Here is an 18,661-nt window from a genome sequence, read left to right on the forward strand (position 1 = left end):
CATGGTTTTGATCATTTATCCCTTACAAAAAAGACAAAATAAAAATTGGTTATGCTTCGAATAAGTAATAGTAGAATGTTAAGTATAAAATAAACTTCTACAAATAGACTGGTAGCGATAAACGCATTGTTTTTGCTCATTTGAAGAACAAATGCAACAAAAAAAATAAATGCCAAAAGAAACACTTGAACAATTAGTATATATACAAAAGTTATCAACATCCATTGATACATTGAGATAAGTTTTTTCCTTACAATTCTTCCTTCTGAGCTGGTTTCTTTAAGATATCGTATTGTATCATTGTCACTTGAGACAAGAATCGTAATGCAAGAGATTGTAAATCCAATTAATATTGCCAGTGCATTGGGTAGTATGTCCCTTAGTTTTACTAAGGCTCGGAGAGAATCTCCAAAAAAATAATATACAACGATTACAACAATTGCTATGAGAAATGGGAAAATTATTTCGTAATTTCTTTCATTTTTTTTAACCGTTGTATAATAATCAACAACTGGAATTAGCCACTCTCCGTAAAACTTAGCGCCTATCATGGCATTTCACCCGTTATCTCAAGAACCTCATACATTTTTTCAAATATGGAATCAGTCTTAACAATTCCTTTCTCGTCCAAATCCGCAGTCACATAATCCACTTTTTTCAGTGGCTCACTGTCAATTCTTAAATGGTTATCGTTTTCATCATATCCATATAAACGAATTCGACTAATCCTGCTTTCTGTTGATGTTAAGCTTCTATATAATTGGCTAAATGTCCTTTTCAACAAAGACTCTTTGGGCTCTGCTTTTACAGTAATGACAACATCCTCTCTCATAGAATTGTCCTCTTCTTGAATCACGCCCATAGCCTCACTTCCAAGAAATATTTTACTTGTGTGAAGTTCAGCCACCTTTATGTTTCTGGCCGTTTCTAACAAAGAAAGAAAACCCTGAGAGGGTTCCGCTCCATAAATGATTTTAAAGTTTCTCTTCAGACCTTTTACTTTCAGGTATTCTTTCAATTTAGTATTAATATCGAGGTATTCCTCCCGCGTAGGCCGTGGATAAGCATTTGAGCACTTGACGCTGTGGTAAGTTCAATATGTAATGGCCGACCTCGCCCAAGGAAATGTTGGCTACAACTAAGGTCTAGTGTTCTCCGGCCGGATTTACTCTAATTTAGAGTGGGGAATAGAACAGTCAAGAAGGGCTAAAACGATAGGATTTTGAAGAACTTTCTTGTAAGGGCAGCACAACCGAGCTTCCTACGGACTGTTATGGAGATGAGCAACATGAAAATAGAGGTCAATACATAGAAGAGACCGTCCAAAAAGTCAGTGAAAACTGCCTTCTCGACGGTCTTTTGTGGTCTTAGTCTGCAATTGATTTGAATTATGAATTACATTGCTTTTGTCTTTCTACAAGCTGGGTAGGTGCTACATCCCCAAAAAGTCTTTCCCTCTTTGTTCTTACGCGCCACCATCGGTGCGCCGCAGGCACATGTTACCGCTCTAACGGTAGAACCAGTTGAAGTAGCTTTTTGCGGCTTCTTGTTCCCTTTCCCCGGCTGCCATTTCCCCCAAGCCCGGAGTTTATTCTCTATAAGTCCGCCATGCCAGTAGTCAACTTTAAACTGTTCGGCTTCCCGTCTCGCATCAGCCGTAAGATCGGAGGTAGTAATGAGCAAAGATAAAATGCAGTCATGATTACGCTTGGCAGCCACCAGCTCCCGGACGGTCATCACTTGTACCTTATTATGGTCAGCGTAACATTTGGCTTGTACTGCGGTTTTCTCTCCACGTTTATCGATGATAACCAAGTCCACACCGCCATCTCTTCCGCCAACTCCTACTTCTTTTACGGTATAGCCTTGATCCCGGAAATATAATGATAACAATCTTTCAAACTCTGCTCCATTGATTTGATCCAAAGGTGCCGTAAGGATAACCTCGTCCGGTCTACATGTTGTGGAAGAACGATTAAATGAAGCCGAAGTCTTCTTCTTTTCTGTTGGTTGCCATTTGCTCGAGCTTCTACGTTTTTTCTTCTTGGTACCTTGCAGCAAGCCAGATATAACGCCTAAAACAATAATTAGTAATATGAACCCGATGATTTCTTTCATAAATACTCCTTTAGCTTCAAAAGTCCCTTCTAAATCCCTAAGTATTCGCGTTCAATATTTCCTTCAATACATTTTTAGCTAGTCTTATCTTCTCATCTGTAGTTTCTCGAAGCATTCCTACGATCTCTTGAATACTGTTATCTGTTGAAGTAACTTCGATTTTCTCATCAACATAAGAGAAGAGCTGGATCAAATTGACCTCAAGTGCTTCAGCGATTTGGGCTAAATTGAGCAAAGAGATGTTCTTTTCCCCTCTCTCCACCTGGCCAATATATGAAAAGTGAAACCCGCCCTTTTCCCCCAAAGCTTCTTGGGACAGGCCCCGTTCTTTCCGCAACAATCGAATACGAGCGCCTACGAGCTTCAATACTTCTTTATCCTTCACGTCATACACCCTCTCTAAGTCAAAAGTGTAGACAAGATTTCCAATAGTAAACACCGATATATAAATATCATTTACTAATTTAATATTTATATGTATCATTTTATGTGTGGCCTTATTGCTCTCAAAGGACGTGAATTGATGGAAAATGATTTTTGCTACAAAATAAAGAATTATCGAGAGTTAGCTCATTATCATATGCAGTTAGCTTATTTTATGAGAAACAACCATCAGTTCAAAACATCCCTTATACTCTGCAACTTGGCATTAACGTCCATAGCGCGTGCTTTATATATTTATGAAATTAGGTCCAATTCATCTAGCCAAGATACTATCTTTGATGATTTCCTTTTACTGATGCATAAAGCCCCCAATATTGACCCTGAAATTGCTGATCTAGTAAATAGAATTGATCTTCTATGTTATTCCGAAGATGGCGTTACTATAGATCAAAAGAATACGGATAAGCTTATTCAAAAAACTGCAGATACTTTAACTATGGTCAGTTCAAAATTAATACTTCCGAAGCTTAAGTAGTAATCCTCTTTAAAAATTCATGAGAGTAAGACGTGCCCTCCAAAATGATTCTAATTCGCTCGTGTGAAGTTTACGATTGCGATCTAATCATTATATCTCTAGCATTTAGATTGATGAAATGACACATGAGGCAAGTAAGGCAATGTAATATGTTGAATTTTAAAAGGGGAATGAATATGGAATTTAACGATTATTTTGTAACAATCCCGCTCCTTAAAACCGATAGATTAACATTACGTTCATTCTGCAGCGATGATATAGACACCTATTTAGGAATTATTCACGATCCTCAGGTGCAGCAGTTCTTAGGCGGAGGAGTTAACCTGTTCAACAAAGAACCGCATATATCAAATTGGCTCAACAATATAAATGGTAGACTTCTTAAAACAAAAACAGTGATTACATGGTGTGTGGAGCTTACAAAAGAAAATAAGGTCATAGGACGAATTGATCTGGGTGGCTTTGCAAAAAAATCAATGGCCGAAATATCCTACTATCTTTCTCCTGAATATTGGGGAATGGGATTTGCAACGGAAGCCGTGAAGGAAGTAACCCATTTCGGATTTGACGCTTTAAGATTGCATAGAATACAGGCATTGGTTATGTCGGAAAATACACCTTCAATAAAAGTATTAAAAAAGGCAGGGTTCTCTGAGGAAGGTATACTTAAAAAATATTTAATTGGTAAGGAATTTCATGATACCGTTATGCTGGCAGCGATTCGTGAGCAAAATTTGAATTATGCATTAGGTACTACTATTGGTATCCAACCTTTTAAGAATGCGCCACCCTCCGGGTGATTTTCTACAACTAATTCTCCACCATGTTGTCTAATAATTCGTTGTGAAATCGTCAGCCCTAACCCTGCTCCTCCAGTTGAGCGATTTCTCGATGCCTCCCCTCGATATAGGGGTTCAAATCCTTTTTGAAGATCCTCTGCAGAGAATCCCTCTCCTGTATCTTGTATCGTAAAGATTACACAGGTTTCATCTCTATCGTAATTAATGAAAATTTTACCGCGCCTAGGTGTATGTCTGACTGCATTATCTATTAAGTTATTTATGGCTCGCTCTAATAAGTGTGAATCGCCCTTGATATTGCAATGACTTGTCAAATGATCTGCAATAATATAGATATCCTTTTGCTCAGCCTGAGGGCTTAGGCTTTGAATTGAGTTCTTGAGAACAAGGCTCAGGTCAATCATATTTTCGCTTAGTATCATTTCTTGGTACTCTGTCTTCGCAAACGTGAAAAGATCCTCTACAAGTCGATCTAACTGCACTGACTTCTCCTTACAGACTGCCAAATACTTTGCTCTCTTTTCAGGCGAATCAGCAATACCTTGCTCTAAGCCATCTAAATAACCCCGTAAGGCAAATAACGGCGTCCGTAAGTCATGCGCAACAGCAGCAATCACAAACCTCCGTTCATCTTCCAATTCAACCTGTTTCTGAAAAGATTTTTTTAGACTATCAACCATAATATTAAATCCATTATGGACTTCAGCAATTTCTGAAATCCTTGAATGAGGTATCTGGATATCCAAATCTCCCTCTGCGATCTGCCGGGCACATTGGCTCATTTTCTCTAGCGGAATAAGAATATATCTTCGCATGGCATAAGCCACAATCAAAAAGGCCAATAGTAGACCCGTGATTCCCGCAACGATTTGAGTCGTTTTTGAATGGGTTGCAACGCCAAGATGAAACGAATTGGTTTCAACAAAATGCCCGCCTACATAAAATACCCACGGAAAAAAAAGTATAATAAATAAACTAAGCATGGTGAATTTACGAATACGAATAGTTTTCATTTTCTTCTCCTTTAAAACGATAGCCTATCCCCCATACGTTCACAATAAATTGCGGATTATTCGGATCAGCCTCAATTTTCTCGCGAAGCCGGCTTAGATGGACACGAACAGTATGTTTATCACCAATCCCTCCCCAAAATTTATCAAGTAATTGGTCATATGAAAAAGTGTATTTAGGATGTTCGGCAAACAATTGCAGCAAATCATACTCCTTTGGTGTCAGTGAAATGGGCTGCCCTTTTATAAACACTTCTCTTGTAGACAAATCCAACGACAGACGCCCATAATCCAGGACCTTCCTGGATCTTTGTTTAGAATTCGAACGCCTCAATACAGCCTTCACTCTTGCAACAATCTCACCCGGTGACGCGGTCTTGACTATATAATCATCCCCTCCAAGTGCTAGTCCGCGGATCTTATCTACATCATCACTCAGAGCACTCAAAAAAAGGATGGGGACATTGCTTTCCATCCGAATCTGCCTGCATAACTCAAAACCGCTTTGTCCCGGCATCATGATATCCAAAATGATGCACTCCATTGTGCTTTGTTTCAAAATGACAAGTGCCTGAGCAGTGTCATAAGCAGTTTCCACATCATAACCTTCACTTTCTAAGAAATCCCTCAATAGTTCTACAATACTTTTATCATCGTCAACGACTAGAATCGTCTGTCCTTCGTTCACGAAAATTCCACCTTTCCTTCGATGACACACCCTGGATACTACAAACCTAACAACATTTAAATTTCAAATTCAGTTTATCATTTTTCTAATGAAAAATATGTTTTATGAAAAATTGTGATTGTTTTGTGATTGTTTTATACCCTCTTTTGAGATATTCAAAAGTTACTCTTTTATTGTGAAGCAATCAGCACATATTTGTACTTTAAAGGAGGATTTATAAATGGGTATTGAAGATCCAACTTTCTCATTCTTTCCATTCGGCGCTTTGTTTTGCCTTACATTATTCTGTTTTGTAGCGGTTCGCCTATTCGCAATACACTCTCGGAATAAGCAAATGGACCATATTAAAGACCTAGTAATTAACGGGGAACTAAACGAGGCGGAATATCAAAAACTGAAAAATCTTCTTGCAAAATAGGACAGGTTGGTTTTCCTAAGTATTATCGGAGGTTTTCATTTAATGAAACGAAAAGCGGGTATAATTATCTTAATCATTTCAATGATGTGGGTACTTCACACATTTTCAAAGAATTTTATGGTAGACCCTCAATTTGAGAAGTTTATTTCTAGAAAAGATCAAATTTTAACAGATCACAACTTATGGATTTCAATGATTCGTATTCATATCCTACTTGCTATTATTTCTCTTATTACCGGATCTCTTGGAGTTATAAAAGCAATCCGTGATAAATCAAGAAACTTTCACCGTTGGAATGGCAGAATATATGTGATGTCCATTATTTTAAATTTCATACCTGGCGTCTATGTCTCTTTCTTTGCTACAGGAGGATTACCAAGCATAATTGGGTTTCTTATTTTAAATTCATTATGGCTTATAACAACTATTCTCGGATTTTGGTATATCAGAAGACAAAGAGTTATGCTGCATAGTCAATGGATCACTCGAAGTTTCTTTCTTTCCTTTGCAAATATTACTATTTATATCATTGTAGCCATTTCACATAACCTAATGAATTTTTCTTATGGAAATTCCTACACAATAGCAGTCTGGTTAAGTTGGTCTCTTAATCTACTTGTGTCAGAATTTATGATTAGAAGGAGATTATTCTTTTGAACTCTTAAAAAAACAACCATTGACGACTCCAGGTCATCAATGGTTGTTTGTATTACTTTATTACTTATCGATCAGGTCGGTTACTTTGAGCATTCTTGCAATCAGTGCGGTTACCTCGGCACGTGTCATTTGTGCTTTTGGGCTGAGGAGTTCAGGCCCATTCCCTTGGATGATTCCCGCAGTGATCAGTTGAGCAACATCCGCTCTTGCCCAAGCCGCTACGTTTGCCTCATCCGCATATGGCGCCAATGTAGAAGCGATCTGCTCCTGATTTGGTTCCTCTTCGGATTGAATCAAACGATATGCACGGGCAATCATCGCGAAACCTTGCTCTCTTGTGATTTGCTGACCTCCTTTGAAGTCGCCGTTATCATAACCACGAACGATACCAAATTCATCCGCAAGTGCTACGGCATCACGATACCATGCCGAGGCTGGCACATCCGGGAAGATGTTTTGCGGTGCATCCTGACGCATCAAGCCTAGGCCCAACACGATAATTTCAGCAAATTCAGAGCGTGTTACCTGACGATTCGGCGAGAACGTGTTATCTCCGTTCCCCTTTAGACTCAGTCTTGCTGCTACATTGTTCACATCATCTCTGCCCCAATGATGCTGTACATCGTCGAAATCCTTCGGATTCCAGATGACCGAATAGGAGCCGCTGCTGCGAAGATCATTGATGAGTGCGAAGTAGCGATTATCAATTTGCGTAACAACCGTTGGCACATGGAATACGGTGCCGTCCGGGTTGATGATGACGCCAGTTGTAATACGATTCGGGTCAATACCTTCCGGAAGAGCAATGTATTTCGACGCATAACCGTTCAATAATCCAGCTCTATCTGTTTTCCCGTCATGCATAAAGCTCAAATCGAGATCAACCGGATGCACAAGCAGTTCATAACCGCCTTGAGTTGCCTTCTCGCGGGCAAGTTTCGTCACATCGTCTGCAGAACGTTTGATCTTGATGTTAGCAGCAATATTGCTAATCGGCGCGTTCCCGAACTGTCTGCTAATCGCGTTCACATCAAGCTGGCCTGCAGGAACCGGGTAAATCGCCAGCACGTCTTCAATGTCCAGGCTGGACCCAGTATCAGCAATCTTCTTCAGATCTTCAAGCGTCAAACCTTGAACTTCGACATCACCATGATCACCTGGTACGCGGATGCCAAGCTTATGTCCTTTACCGTCCGCAAGAATGCCGGACAGCTTGTTCTTATCGATCGTAACCGTCGCTTGGTCTCCATTTGGTGTTACAGTGCCCGTGGCAAACGATTCATTCGAACCGTTAACGGTTGTTACGATGTTCCCCGGTTTCAACGTATTGTCCGTCGTTGGAGGGGTCGGTGTAGTCGGTGGAGTTGAAGGATTGTTGGTCCCCGAGTTGCCACCATTGTTGCCACCGCCGGAGTTGTCGTTACCGGAGGCTCTCTCACGAACGATGGTAAAGATATACTCGTTGATCAGCTCACCGGCTGTATTATAGACACCGACTCTGATCTCATTCTCACCTTCATTAAGCGGCAGCTTACTCCACTTGTCAGAAGGATACTCTACATTGTTCACGGTGATTATCACCTGAGTATCGTCCGGATATTTTGCCACTGGATTCAGGCTTATTCCGTATACGTCATTCGTTACCGTCCCGTAATAATTTTTGTTTTGGTTCGGATTGAATGGTGGAGTTAACCCGATAACCCGATTGCCGTTATTGGTTAGTCCGACAAGATTTATTTCCTCTAGTTGTCCGTTCATTTCAACGAGATCTTCCAGCGCCTTTTGTAACTCGGTCAGTGCCTGATCCACATCAGCTTCCGTTGCGTTCGGATTTTTCAGGACACTGTCTGCTTTGGCAAGCGCGAGCTCCAGATTAGCCCAGCTTTCTGGGGTGTAATCTTTCTCATCGAGTGTGCCTGCTTCGTTTACCTTAGCTTCAAGAGCCGTTTTGTCGACCTTAATCTTCTTCAGATGATCTAGAGCTTCGGTTAACTTTATAACAGCTGCATCTACTTGATCCTGTGTAGCATTTGGATCGTTCAGAACATTGTTGGCTTCGGTAAGCTCACGCTCCAGATTAGCCCAGCTTTCTGGGGTGTAATCTTTCTCGTCGAGTGTGCCTGCTTCGTTTACCTTAGCTTCAAGAGCCGTTTTGTCGACCTTAATCTTCTTCAGATGATCTAGAGCTTCGGTTAACTTTATAACAGCTGCATCTACTTGATCCTGTGTAGCATTTGGATCGTTCAGAACATTGTTGGCTTCGGTAAGCTCACGCTCCAGATTAGCCCAGCTTTCAGAGGTGTAATCTTCCTTATCTAGCGTGCCTGCTTCGTTAATTTTGTTCTGTAATTCTGTTTTATTAACCTTTGTCGATACGGTATATGTTACTGAATCTGACGCTTCCGAATCCACATAGGCATCGTTATTCGACTTCGCTGTTACCGTTACATCATAGCTACCGGCTTCCAGTCCCAATGCCGACAAATCGAGTTCAGTTCCATTTACGGCTTCGGTAATAATGGTGCCGTCACTTAACTTCACCGATACTTCATATTCGTCTGCATGGTCTATAGGGGCCCAGGACAGCATATCCCCATTCAATTGAGCATTGGGCTTCGCCAGCTTTGTTATTTCCTTGTCAAAAGCATCTACAGGAACTCCGTTAGTCCCCTTCAAGTTCCCGTTTCCGCTGTAGGACACAGTTACCTTTTTGCCATCAATGTCTGTTCCGGAAGGTAATGTAATAATCAGTTTTGTGGTGTCAACCGGATCAACTTTAATACTAACCTGGCCAATCGGTATCTCTGTACCATCCATTTCAATTGAGAAACCCGTTGAATCGGTTAGCACTACATTCTGATCAAAAGTGAAGACAATTTGATTACTACCCGCTGTAGCTTGATCAAGTTTAGCACTTGTCAGTTGGGGGGCTGGCGCTGCAATCGTGAAGTATGATCCATTATTAAAATCTTCACTGCCAAGCGTTGCTTTACCGTCAACTAACTCGTAGAACTTGTCTTGATAATCGAATTGATTGTCTGCACTGACAACTAAATATAAAGGCCATTGTTCAGCTGTTTCTACTTTATCTACTTGCAATGTAATCTGAACAGGTAACCCTGTTACTGGATCTTTGTCTGCCCAGTTGGTCTTCTCCACTTTGTGAATGCGTGCAGTATGCTTTAGACTTTCATTGCCTTTATCGATTGGATTAATGAACTCGGTCCCAGCCCCATTATCGCTAAAAACAAAAAATGATTTGTCGTTAGCAATCTTTCCGGCATTCTCTTCATTAGAATTTGCTACCGTATCTCCTAATGAAATCGTTACGTTGGCGCCGTTATCTTGAGACTTCGATTGTTTCTGATACAATGCCCCCATATCGTCACGTCCGATTCCGGCGATACGGTTACCATAGCCCTGATTATTAGCTGCAGTCCACATCGTAGATGCTTGTCCTGCATCGTGATTACTTGTGACATAATCGATCAGTTGGCCATCTGCATCTTTCAATGTCAGACCATACTTTAAAGCGAGGTAGCTGTTAACCTTATGGCGCTCAGTCTCACTTAATTTTTTGTTGAATACAATTACTTCGGAGATGGAGCCGTTAAACCGGCTATAGTGACCTGCACCGATGTATACTTTACCACCAGCAGCAAGAGCAAAACTAACTTTATGTTGATCTCCAGTACCGTTAATTGGATTTAACTGTTTTCCATCTAAAGAAAAAGACCATTGATCTTTAACAGGATTCCCGGAGTCTACTGCACTCCATATATTCATAACTCGTGTTTTCTTCAAGTCATATCCTGTGACATCAATTTCTTTAGACGAATCAATTTCTTTAGACGAATCTGATCCAAAATAGGTGCGAATCAGATTCCCCGATCCATCTCCATATGCAGAAGACGCGGTATACTTACCACCCAAGTCCCAAGGAAATCCACCAAAATTGCTACTTGCTTGAACCGAGAACACTTCCCGTTCTGTGTCCTGTGTAGTACCTACAGAAGCTTTTTTGAAATAGGTAGTAGACGAAGTCACCTGAATAGCGGGATTATAGTTCACAGCATTAGCGCTATATGGAATAATTCTGTCGGTTTCATTTCGGTCCCATATTTCATTAATGGCCAAATCTTGTAATTCGGTAACCTGGCCATTCTCAGGATTAGCGCTCTTGCCTACATCTACCCATGAAATCAATCCATCCTTTACTCCCACCCCGCCAGGGGCAGCTGTGTACACACCGTCTTCTACTTCAAATGGTCTAGTCACAGGTTCAGACTGAGTTTTATTTTTACTGGCTGTAACAGTGACTGCATATTTGCCTATTTCAAAGGACTCACTAACTGCAAGTTCCCAGTCCCCATTTTCGTCAGCAGTTACCTCTTCAGTAATGACGAGAGACTGATCTTCGGCACTCACGACCTCAATCGTTACTTTAGCATTAGGTTCTGTTACACCTTTCAGTGTCGGAGTGGTTCCCGTTATCTCACCATCGGTACTTGGATAGCTCAATTCATTCTTGAATTGTCGCCATACCAAAGCATTATTTTCACCATAAACTGCAAAAAGTTGAGGATTATTGTCGGCAATCAGATTCTCTAGCCCTGTCAAACCAGCTGTTTCTGCTTGTCCAAACTTACTTCCTCCAGTCATATTTGGCGCGGTGATACCTGCTTCCCCAATAAACGGACCGTTTAGAATAAGGGTGTTATCATTTGCTAGATAAACGTTCATCTCTTTTTCAGAAGACGTATTCTCCGTGATCCGTGCTTCACCCGAAAGAACGATCTGACCAGTAGTATAGCGGGACTGAACTCCCCCACCAATATTTTCCGATATTAGGCCACCGGTCATAATAAATGCTCCACTATCAACCGCGACCGCCCCACCTGGAGCTTTCGAACTCTTATTGCCTCTAATTTCCCCACCTTTCATTTCTACAACAGTACCGGTGGTATTACTGTTATTGATATATATCGCACTTCCTATATGTTGGGAATAGCTGTTTTGTAAAATAGCACCTTCATCAATGATCAGTGTTGAACCAGAGTAGACATTAAATAATCTCCCATCGAGCGCCCTTCCTTCGAGGTCGCCGTCAATGATAATATTTCTTAATGTTAGTTGGCTCTTATCAGTTAGTTGAAATAATACTTTTCCGCTTGATATGCCACGCTTAATCACCGCGGTTTCATCGGCATCAGGGGCAGTAGAAATCGAAACATGCTTGGCCTCATTTATTGCAGTAATTACATCACCACTGCCTGTCAACACGATGTCGTCCAGGACATATATCGTCCCCCCGTCACTAACCGCTTTATAAGCTCTATCCAAGGTAGCGAACGGAGTCGCTTCCGTTGTTCCATCGTTTTGGTCATTACCGCCGCTAGAGACATAAACATCCGAAGATGCAGCATAGCTCACGGAAGTCCCTAAGCTTACCCCCAATCCTGTGAAGACAAGAGTAAAAATCAGGAACATAACTCCTATTTTCCGCAAATTAATATTATAGCTTAACATTCAACCCATTCCTTTCTGAGATCGTGTTATGTCGGTATGTAGTAACGCTCTAGATGTAAATCGACCTTCTCCCCCTTTATTTCACTTTTATCTGCTATGTCAGGTTCACACAGGCCACAGTATTCAACTAGCGGAAAACACCTCAGCTTCCTGTCGATCCTTGCATTCTTTCAGAGAAATCCAACGTATTTCGCCTTCCTCTGGGTCCTCTCCGACCCTAGTAACGGGAGATTACATGCGCCAAATTTATATGGCATGCCCAACAATTGTAATATAAAGATCTATACAATTTCTCAACAATTGTCGAAACCTGTAGATTAAACGAAGCAAGCCCTGACTTCAACCAAGTCAGGGCCAGTGGCTATCATTTATTCTCTTGCTTTAATGCATCGATAATATTTTCTTTCTTTATTTTCGCGCCGGAATAAACAATCGCGGAGCTGACAATGACAAATACGGCGACAATGACAGACAGGATGCTCATCCAAGGGAGGGTGAACCCGTAGCTAAATTTGTTCGCAAACGCTCTATAGATCAGAACCATCACGACGAAACTAACGGGAAGCCCGAACAACAGCGACTTGACCCCGTAAAAAACACTTTCATAGTTCACCTCATCGTCGATCTCCATTAAGAAGATGACCGGAATGTCTCGCCGCTCCTTCACCATCTTGCACAATTCATAGCGGTTTCCGTCCGGAAGCTGTAAATCGAACAAGCATAAAGCGAACTGATCGATATCTTCGGCAACAGATTTCCCGGGCAGGCTTCACCGTTGCTTTGGATTGCATTAGTGATATAAAGAAAACGGATTCCGGGATCTCTCGTTAGCTTTTACGCGTACTAATTGCTCGGATGACCATTGCGTTGCGACTTACAGGCGAGTAATGGTATAACCTTTTTCCTTCAGCTTGGTTACAATCCCGTCTTCACCCAGCATATGACCCGCTCCGGCAACTACAAAATATGTCTCTTTGTTTTCATTGTCCAGATAACCTTCAATTTTTTCAATCATTCCGACATTGCGGTCTTTGATCACGGCTTTATAATATTCCGGTGTTTCCTTCATGGCTTCCGTCGATTCCGTCAGCGCAGCTTCGTCTCCAGCAAGCCATACATTCACCATTGGCTCAGTGCTGCTGGTACGCAACACATCCGCCATTGTCTCAGCGCTGTTATCAGGTTGATGGAATGTTTCAACCGTTTCCTTCAGCAAAGAAGCTATAAGCTCATCCGAGAAATTGTTTAACATTGAAAACTGGGAATCATGGGACTCCAGTTCCAGTACAGACTTCCCGGTAGCCAGCGCCTTTTGCAGGAAATACGTATCAATGCCAAGACCGCCTTCATAACCGTTTAGTTGGGATTTGATAAGAACCAACCTACTGTAGACCAACCAAGCTTTGATAGAATCGTATGCTGTTTCAGGTGCTCCGAGTTCCTTTAAAATGTCTTGAAGCTTTGCATACGTTGTGGCATCAATATGGTCAGCCAGAGTTGTGTTATCATCATACAGCATATATTTTTTTTGTATGTCAGCCATCTCTTCCTCGTCCATTGGAGCAACAGTGTTTACTTCCACAACCAGATGATCGGAATTAGCATACGCCACATTCATTTCAGGACGCATCGGGTACAAATCGTCGCTGCCAACATGGATAGAACCAAGCAAGTACACTACCGAGCCGTCCTTCTCTACTTTCCAGAAAAAGCCCTTGCTGTCTTGCTGCTCCAGAGCAGCAGCGCGGTTTTTGGCATCCCAGCCAACGCGGTAACCTGCATTTTCAGCCAGGAAACGAAGCGGAGCATAGAGTGTACCGTTTACGATTTTTGGAGCAACCGTCAGTTGATGCGCCTCATCGTTCGCCATGGCCTGATTATTGTCGCGTCTCAGGGCAAAGGAAAGCTCGCCTTTCGATGCATAAAGAGTAGAGGTCTCCGCTTCCCAGTTCAGTTCATAATCCAGTCCTTCCAGGAAGGGCTTAACTGGAATCAACGTGGTTGCATTTTCAAAAAACGGCTGTCCGTTATCAAATGTAAGCTGCTTTTCACCAAGCATGATAGGTACGAAAGTTGTAGCAGCTTGCGCTTGTGCGCCAGTGGCAAATACAAACAACATCACAAAGCTTAACAATAATGCCGTTAATTTCTTCATTTCATTCTTCCCTACTTTCAAAGTATTATTTGCAAGGATAGCTTACCGCCTTCCTTAAAATTCCTTGTTCCGATGGATTCGTACAGATAAAAAATAGGACAAAACAAACATCACTAACGCAATGGCCAGGGAGACCTGCCCCACGACAGGACTTCTGTAAGTAATAGTGCTGTCGGACAAATGCAAGAGATACCAGACAAGCAGCTGCAGTCCCACCGACAGTCCGCCCGCCGTAATCAGCAGAGTATCGCTTTTTTCGGCTCCAAGCTTCAAAATAAGCGGATAGGCGATCGCAGCGGTTGAAATGGACAACGGCAAGCCATAGCTGTAGCCGAAGATGAGTGTATCGTTGAACTCGTTCTGCAAGCTTAGAAGCACCACTGTAACCAAGCTGACCGCCAATCCCATTAGGATTAGAAGGATAAACGAAATATATTTGGCATTGATAATTGTCTTTCTACTGACCGGCATGGTAATTTCCCACTTGTTCCACCCGGAGGTTTCATCCATCTTCAAAGAGGCGCCCATATTGGAGATAAACATGAAGACCTGCATGGCAACGATCATGGAAATCATGGAAGCTTCCAGAAGCGGGACAAACGCCATCGGCAAAGTGATATAGAGTGACAGCTTGATATTTTCCTGCATAGAATATAAGTTATTTGCCAGCAAACCTTTCATCTTACCGTTCCCCCTTTATCAGCAAAAGCATGATTTCATCAATGGTTCCCGTATCGACAACAATCCCGCTGTACTTTCGTTCGAAAGCTTTCCTGTTCTCCACCAGCACATCGATTTGATAATCTCTCTTTTTATAAGCCATCATGTCCGTCCGGTCGATAAGCTGAAACTGTTCGGCTTTACAGCGGGCAATACCGTAATCATAGATCAGATGATCTTTTTTCTCCGTCAAAATCACTTTTCCGTGATGAATGAAGGTGATGTAATCGGCAATCTTCTCTAAATCGCTGGTGATGTGTGAGGACATCAGAATAGAATGGTTTTCGTCTTCGACAAATTCCAGAAATACACCTAGAATCTCCTCTCTGACAATAGGGTCTAAACCGGCGGTTGCTTCGTCCAAAATGAGCAGTTGCGGCCGGTGTGACAAGGCTACGGCAAGTGCCAGCTTCATCGTCATTCCCCGCGAAAACTGTTTGATTTTTTTGCCCATTTCAATATTAAATCTCGCTGTAGTTTTCAGGAAAAATTCCTGATCCCACTGTTTATATACACCCGCCATCACCTTCGCCAGTTTTGCCGGTGTCAGTATCCCGGAGAAGTTGACCGCATCGAACACTACGCCCACTTGCTCGCGAATATCCGTATCCTTGTCACCCATTTCCCGGCCAAGGATTTTCACGGTGCCGTTGTCTTTCTTAATGGTATTTAAAACGGCATTCATGGTTGTCGTCTTTCCCGATCCGTTCTCGCCGACAAACCCCATAATCGTTCCGCGGGGAATAGAAAACGATACATTGTCCAGACGAAAATCGGACTGGGGATAGGTTTTGGTCAGATTTTTTATTTCCAAGCTGTAAGTCATAATTACTCCTCCGTATAAAAAATGGTCAACAGCTCAATCATTTTTTCTAATTTAATTCCGCCGGTACGGGCAGTCTCAACCGCAAGATTTAAATGTTCTTCTACTTTTTTCTGCAGCTCTTCCTGCATAAAATCCCTGTTTTGCGCTGAGACAAAACTGCCGCGTCCAACAGTTGTTTCTATAAATCCATCCCGCTGCAAATCTTCATAAGCTTTTTGCACCGTAATCACACTGACGTGGATTGATTTGGCCAGTGAGCGCATGGATGGAATCGGATCACCTGTTTGTAGATCCCCATTCATAATCATGGCTTTGATTTGCGACGTGATCTGCTCATAAATGGGCTTACTGGTGTTACTGCTGATGATGATATCCACACTAATCCCCCAATTGAATCATAGTGTACTTATTGTATAAGTACACTATGATTCGATTTTGTCGTTTTGTCAACAAAAAAAGGAAGAAAAAACTCCACAGTGGTATTATCCCTTTTAGTAGACAAGAGAAAAAAGACATCTGTTAAGATGGACTTAATCTTGCCTAATGGAGGGGATTTTTTCATGGCTAAAAAAGGACAAACCTTCTGGAGGTACTCCTTGGAATTAAAATTGGAGGCAGCCCGGCTGGTCAATGAAGAAGCTTTCCAGTATGGAAGAAGAAATAGCTTATTTGCGAGCGGAGATTGAATATTCCAGATTGTAGAGGACTTGCGAGTGCTTGAGCGAATACATACTGTTTTACAACCAAACCGATTTCAGAAAAAACTAAACGACCGTTCCCCGGTAGAATACCGGGAAACGGTCGTAGCTTAAATCTTGTCTTCTTTTATACTGTCTACTTGACAGGGTTAAGACCACAGGGGAGGCTTTTTTACCCAGACCTCAAAATTTCGCCCTACTTGTGATACGGTTCACCGTAACGGTTTTTAGGATAAACTATCGGGTGACATGGCTACTCTGTTACATTCGCATACAACGGTTAATACAGGCACGCAAAGTCACTTTTGCGTGTCTGCTTCGAGGCCCGCCGATTGTACGAAGACAGACAAAAGTATCCGAGCTTCTATGATTGAAGGGAGCATTAGCTGAAGGCGAGGACAGAAAAGCTGCTCAGATGGCTCTGGAACTTCTCAAACTTGGAGTCGAAACAGCTATTATCGTGAAGGCATCTGGACTGTCTGAGGCTGAAATTATTGCTCTAAAAAAGCAAAGCTAAAATGACGTGGTGAAGAGTCAGTCCGATGATGGCTGACTCTTCTTACTATTTTAAGAATAAGTAGTGGCTGCCAAGAATCGTAAGCAGCTTTTCACATTTAGAATCAGTCAGCTCCCCTGCCTTATCTGATCGACGTTCCGGTTCATCAGATGCCGAACCACCCTGCTATAGATTATTTTCTTGAACGGACTGAGCCCTTGCGGATGGCCCGTGAAGAAGGCATCGGGGCTGTCATAAATCCCGAAATCCTGAACGATTCCTTCTTTTTGCACGTAGGTATCATTTTCTTTCCAATATATATCCGGATTTTGAAAATTATCGGTTGCAACGCCATAACCGCAAAATGAACCCGTACACTGCTCGAATTTTTGCTGAAGCTTGGTCAAATAGGGGATATCCAGTATAAATCCCTCAATATTCAACCAATTACCTTCATATAGCACTTCAACCCAGCTATGAATGATCTCCTGGGGGGACAGTTGGTAATACCACCCTTTCATTGCCCCCTTTTGCAGCTTCTTATCGATGGCAAATCCATGCATACGGCATGGCACGCCCACAGCCCTTAGCAACGCCATAAAAAGCACACCCTTTGTATTACACTGACCGTAGCCATCCTGCAAGACTTCCGAGGCCGGAATATCATCCGCCCGGTTATAGCCGAACCGGATTTCGTCACGGACGTAGTTATATATGCCGAGAATTTGTTCCTTCCTGGACATCGAATCCCACTGGCGGCTGTGAACAATTTGCTGAATCAATGGGTGAGAATAGTTCAGCAATGCGGTTTCCTTCAAGTATGCACTCATGGAACACACCTCCTGCACCCATTGTAAGGTTAATACAGGCAAGAAACTTTTAAAAAGACGCTATCTTTGCGGATATCCTTCGCCGTCATTCCCAGCAACTGTTTGCTGGTGGCGGCTAAATGTGACGGACTATCAAATCCTGCTGCCATAGCCGCATCCGTAATGCTGAGCCCCTCAAAAATGAAATAGGTTGCCTTCTGCAGCTTGTGAAGCACCATGTACCCGCTAAGCGAAATGCCTGTATTTTCTTTAAAGAGGTGCGACATTCTGCTGTTGGATAAACCAAATTGCCGGGCGTATTGACTGACGGAGTGTTCGGAGTCGGTGCAATCTTTTATGAGCTGAATAAACTCTCTTATTCTCGGATCAACAATAGCTGTATTCACCTGTTGTACGCCCAATAGCATCATGAGTTGTCCCAGAAAAGAACGATAACTGTCCGAGTCCTTAACGCCAGCATACTCTTTTTGCACAAATTCTCGAATGCTCTTCATCTCTCCTTGCGGAAACAAATGATACGGCTGCTCCTCCAGATACCGCTTAAAGCCTGCAGCCATCTCAGAGGTGCTGTCTATCAGAAGGAGCATCAACAGGTGTCCCGCTTCTTTTAAGCGATGAACAACGTTCGAATTGATAATGATACCTGGACCACTCAAGCTTTGCCCCGCTACCTCAATGTCAAATTCGCCTGTTAATGAAATTGTCACCTGTAAAAAAGAATGCCGGTGCTCTTCCGCATCAATAGAATCTGACACCACCATCAAGTGATGCTCCGCTCCATATAAATTCATCATCCT

The 18,661-nt window shown here is 42.3% G+C and carries 19 protein-coding genes and 2 pseudogenes; 6 read left to right on the forward strand and 15 right to left on the reverse strand.

From position 1 onward, the window contains the following. Positions 1 to 11: 11 nt before the first annotated feature. The 4 genes from TX85_RS19865 to TX85_RS19880 form a co-directional block, all read right to left on the reverse strand. Positions 12 to 551 carry a hypothetical protein gene (locus tag TX85_RS19865; protein WP_044481499.1) on the reverse strand — a complete coding sequence of 180 codons (540 nt, stop codon included), beginning with the start codon at positions 549 to 551 and terminating at the stop codon, positions 12 to 14. Next, positions 548 to 1,018 carry a hypothetical protein gene (locus tag TX85_RS19870; protein ID WP_044481500.1) on the reverse strand — a complete coding sequence of 157 codons (471 nt, stop codon included), beginning with the start codon at positions 1,016 to 1,018 and terminating at the stop codon, positions 548 to 550. The genes TX85_RS19865 and TX85_RS19870 overlap by 4 nt, the downstream gene beginning before the upstream one ends. A gap of 377 nt (positions 1,019 to 1,395) precedes the next feature. Next, positions 1,396 to 2,118: a restriction endonuclease gene (locus TX85_RS19875; RefSeq protein WP_044481501.1), complete on the reverse strand. Its 723-nt coding sequence runs from the start codon at positions 2,116 to 2,118 to the stop codon at positions 1,396 to 1,398. A gap of 37 nt (positions 2,119 to 2,155) precedes the next feature. Beyond that, positions 2,156 to 2,503, reverse strand: coding sequence for a helix-turn-helix domain-containing protein (locus tag TX85_RS19880; protein WP_044481692.1), 348 nt, complete (start codon positions 2,501 to 2,503; stop codon positions 2,156 to 2,158). Positions 2,504 to 2,641: 138 nt separating this feature from the next. Between TX85_RS19880 and TX85_RS25490 the strand changes: the two genes are divergently transcribed. Continuing rightward, positions 2,642 to 3,037 carry a hypothetical protein gene (locus TX85_RS25490; protein ID WP_049895095.1) on the forward strand — a complete coding sequence of 132 codons (396 nt, stop codon included), beginning with the start codon at positions 2,642 to 2,644 and terminating at the stop codon, positions 3,035 to 3,037. 176 nt (positions 3,038 to 3,213) lie between these two features. Further along, positions 3,214 to 3,837: a GNAT family N-acetyltransferase gene (locus TX85_RS25495; protein WP_049895097.1), complete on the forward strand. Its 624-nt coding sequence runs from the start codon at positions 3,214 to 3,216 to the stop codon at positions 3,835 to 3,837. On the opposite strand, the gene TX85_RS19895 is transcribed toward TX85_RS25495, so the two are convergent. Beyond that, the gene (locus TX85_RS19895; RefSeq protein WP_044481502.1) at positions 3,777 to 4,850 is read right to left on the reverse strand and encodes a sensor histidine kinase; all 1,074 of its coding nucleotides are present in this window, start codon (positions 4,848 to 4,850) and stop codon (positions 3,777 to 3,779) included. The genes TX85_RS25495 and TX85_RS19895 overlap by 61 nt on opposite strands. After that, positions 4,828 to 5,535 (reverse strand): response regulator transcription factor, encoded by a 708-nt coding sequence (locus TX85_RS19900; protein WP_044481504.1) that lies wholly within the window; start codon positions 5,533 to 5,535, stop codon positions 4,828 to 4,830. Before TX85_RS19900 ends, TX85_RS19895 begins: the two co-directional genes overlap by 23 nt. A 220-nt stretch (positions 5,536 to 5,755) precedes the next feature. On the opposite strand from TX85_RS19900, the gene TX85_RS19905 reads away from it, so the two are divergent. Both TX85_RS19905 and TX85_RS19910 read left to right on the forward strand, forming a co-directional pair. Further along, the gene (locus tag TX85_RS19905; protein ID WP_044481505.1) at positions 5,756 to 5,953 is read left to right on the forward strand and encodes a hypothetical protein; all 198 of its coding nucleotides are present in this window, start codon (positions 5,756 to 5,758) and stop codon (positions 5,951 to 5,953) included. 42 nt (positions 5,954 to 5,995) lie between these two features. Further along, entirely contained in the window at positions 5,996 to 6,610 is a 615-nt protein-coding gene (locus tag TX85_RS19910) for a DUF2306 domain-containing protein (RefSeq protein ID WP_044481506.1), read from the forward strand. Positions 6,611 to 6,670: 60 nt separating this feature from the next. On the opposite strand, the gene TX85_RS19915 is transcribed toward TX85_RS19910, so the two are convergent. The 7 genes and pseudogenes from TX85_RS19915 to TX85_RS19940 all read right to left on the reverse strand — a co-directional run bounded on the left by TX85_RS19915 (position 6,671) and on the right by TX85_RS19940 (position 16,217). Further along, positions 6,671 to 12,139 (reverse strand): S-layer homology domain-containing protein, encoded by a 5,469-nt coding sequence (locus TX85_RS19915; protein WP_044481507.1) that lies wholly within the window; start codon positions 12,137 to 12,139, stop codon positions 6,671 to 6,673. A 364-nt stretch (positions 12,140 to 12,503) separates the two neighbouring features. Then, positions 12,504 to 12,752: pseudogene (locus TX85_RS19920) on the reverse strand (FtsX-like permease family protein); the annotation flags it as partial. Beyond that, positions 12,747 to 12,896, reverse strand: a pseudogene (locus tag TX85_RS27080) (DNA-binding response regulator); the annotation flags it as partial. The pseudogenes TX85_RS19920 and TX85_RS27080, both read right to left, overlap by 6 nt. 117 nt (positions 12,897 to 13,013) lie before the next feature. Then, positions 13,014 to 14,315, reverse strand: coding sequence for a TraB/GumN family protein (locus tag TX85_RS19925; RefSeq protein ID WP_148444391.1), 1,302 nt, complete (start codon positions 14,313 to 14,315; stop codon positions 13,014 to 13,016). 33 nt (positions 14,316 to 14,348) lie between these two features. Continuing rightward, positions 14,349 to 14,975: an ABC-2 transporter permease gene (locus tag TX85_RS19930; RefSeq protein WP_044481509.1), complete on the reverse strand. Its 627-nt coding sequence runs from the start codon at positions 14,973 to 14,975 to the stop codon at positions 14,349 to 14,351. A 1-nt stretch (position 14,976) separates the two neighbouring features. After that, positions 14,977 to 15,840: an ABC transporter ATP-binding protein gene (locus tag TX85_RS19935; RefSeq protein WP_044481510.1), complete on the reverse strand. Its 864-nt coding sequence runs from the start codon at positions 15,838 to 15,840 to the stop codon at positions 14,977 to 14,979. Positions 15,841 to 15,842: 2 nt separating this feature from the next. Continuing rightward, on the reverse strand, positions 15,843 to 16,217 hold the full coding sequence (locus tag TX85_RS19940; protein WP_044481511.1) for a GntR family transcriptional regulator: 375 nt from the start codon (positions 16,215 to 16,217) through the stop codon (positions 15,843 to 15,845). A gap of 183 nt (positions 16,218 to 16,400) precedes the next feature. On the opposite strand from TX85_RS19940, the gene TX85_RS28005 reads away from it, so the two are divergent. Together TX85_RS28005 and TX85_RS19945 are read left to right on the forward strand one after the other, a co-directional pair. Further along, complete coding sequence (locus tag TX85_RS28005; protein WP_262362702.1) at positions 16,401 to 16,526, forward strand: hypothetical protein; 126 nt, start codon at positions 16,401 to 16,403, stop codon at positions 16,524 to 16,526. Between the two features lie 382 nt (positions 16,527 to 16,908). Next, the gene (locus TX85_RS19945; protein WP_233500806.1) at positions 16,909 to 17,055 is read left to right on the forward strand and encodes a hypothetical protein; all 147 of its coding nucleotides are present in this window, start codon (positions 16,909 to 16,911) and stop codon (positions 17,053 to 17,055) included. 107 nt (positions 17,056 to 17,162) lie between these two features. On the opposite strand, the gene TX85_RS19950 is transcribed toward TX85_RS19945, so the two are convergent. Beyond that, entirely contained in the window at positions 17,163 to 17,864 is a 702-nt protein-coding gene (locus tag TX85_RS19950) for a transglutaminase-like domain-containing protein (protein ID WP_044481512.1), read from the reverse strand. Between the two features lie 29 nt (positions 17,865 to 17,893). Next, positions 17,894 to 18,658 carry a helix-turn-helix domain-containing protein gene (locus TX85_RS25500; protein ID WP_049895101.1) on the reverse strand — a complete coding sequence of 255 codons (765 nt, stop codon included), beginning with the start codon at positions 18,656 to 18,658 and terminating at the stop codon, positions 17,894 to 17,896. Positions 18,659 to 18,661: the final 3 nt, after the last annotated feature.

The organism is Paenibacillus antibioticophila (genome assembly GCF_000455265.1).
Lineage (GTDB): Bacteria > Bacillota > Bacilli > Paenibacillales > Paenibacillaceae > Fontibacillus > Fontibacillus antibioticophila.

Coding starts and splice junctions, on each gene's coding strand:
- TX85_RS19865 (WP_044481499.1), bottom strand. CDS start 551: ATGATAGGCGCTAAGTTTTACGGAGAGTGGCTAATTCCAGTTGTTGAT.
- TX85_RS19875 (WP_044481501.1), bottom strand. CDS start 2,118: ATGAAAGAAATCATCGGGTTCATATTACTAATTATTGTTTTAGGCGTT.
- TX85_RS25490 (WP_049895095.1), top strand. CDS start 2,642: ATGGAAAATGATTTTTGCTACAAAATAAAGAATTATCGAGAGTTAGCT.
- TX85_RS25495 (WP_049895097.1), top strand. CDS start 3,214: ATGGAATTTAACGATTATTTTGTAACAATCCCGCTCCTTAAAACCGAT.
- TX85_RS19895 (WP_044481502.1), bottom strand. CDS start 4,850: ATGAAAACTATTCGTATTCGTAAATTCACCATGCTTAGTTTATTTATT.
- TX85_RS19905 (WP_044481505.1), top strand. CDS start 5,756: ATGGGTATTGAAGATCCAACTTTCTCATTCTTTCCATTCGGCGCTTTG.
- TX85_RS19910 (WP_044481506.1), top strand. CDS start 5,996: ATGAAACGAAAAGCGGGTATAATTATCTTAATCATTTCAATGATGTGG.
- TX85_RS19915 (WP_044481507.1), bottom strand. CDS start 12,139: ATGTTAAGCTATAATATTAATTTGCGGAAAATAGGAGTTATGTTCCTG.
- TX85_RS19930 (WP_044481509.1), bottom strand. CDS start 14,975: ATGAAAGGTTTGCTGGCAAATAACTTATATTCTATGCAGGAAAATATC.
- TX85_RS19935 (WP_044481510.1), bottom strand. CDS start 15,840: ATGACTTACAGCTTGGAAATAAAAAATCTGACCAAAACCTATCCCCAG.
- TX85_RS28005 (WP_262362702.1), top strand. CDS start 16,401: ATGGCTAAAAAAGGACAAACCTTCTGGAGGTACTCCTTGGAATTAAAA.
- TX85_RS19950 (WP_044481512.1), bottom strand. CDS start 17,864: ATGAGTGCATACTTGAAGGAAACCGCATTGCTGAACTATTCTCACCCA.
- TX85_RS25500 (WP_049895101.1), bottom strand. CDS start 18,658: ATGATGAATTTATATGGAGCGGAGCATCACTTGATGGTGGTGTCAGAT.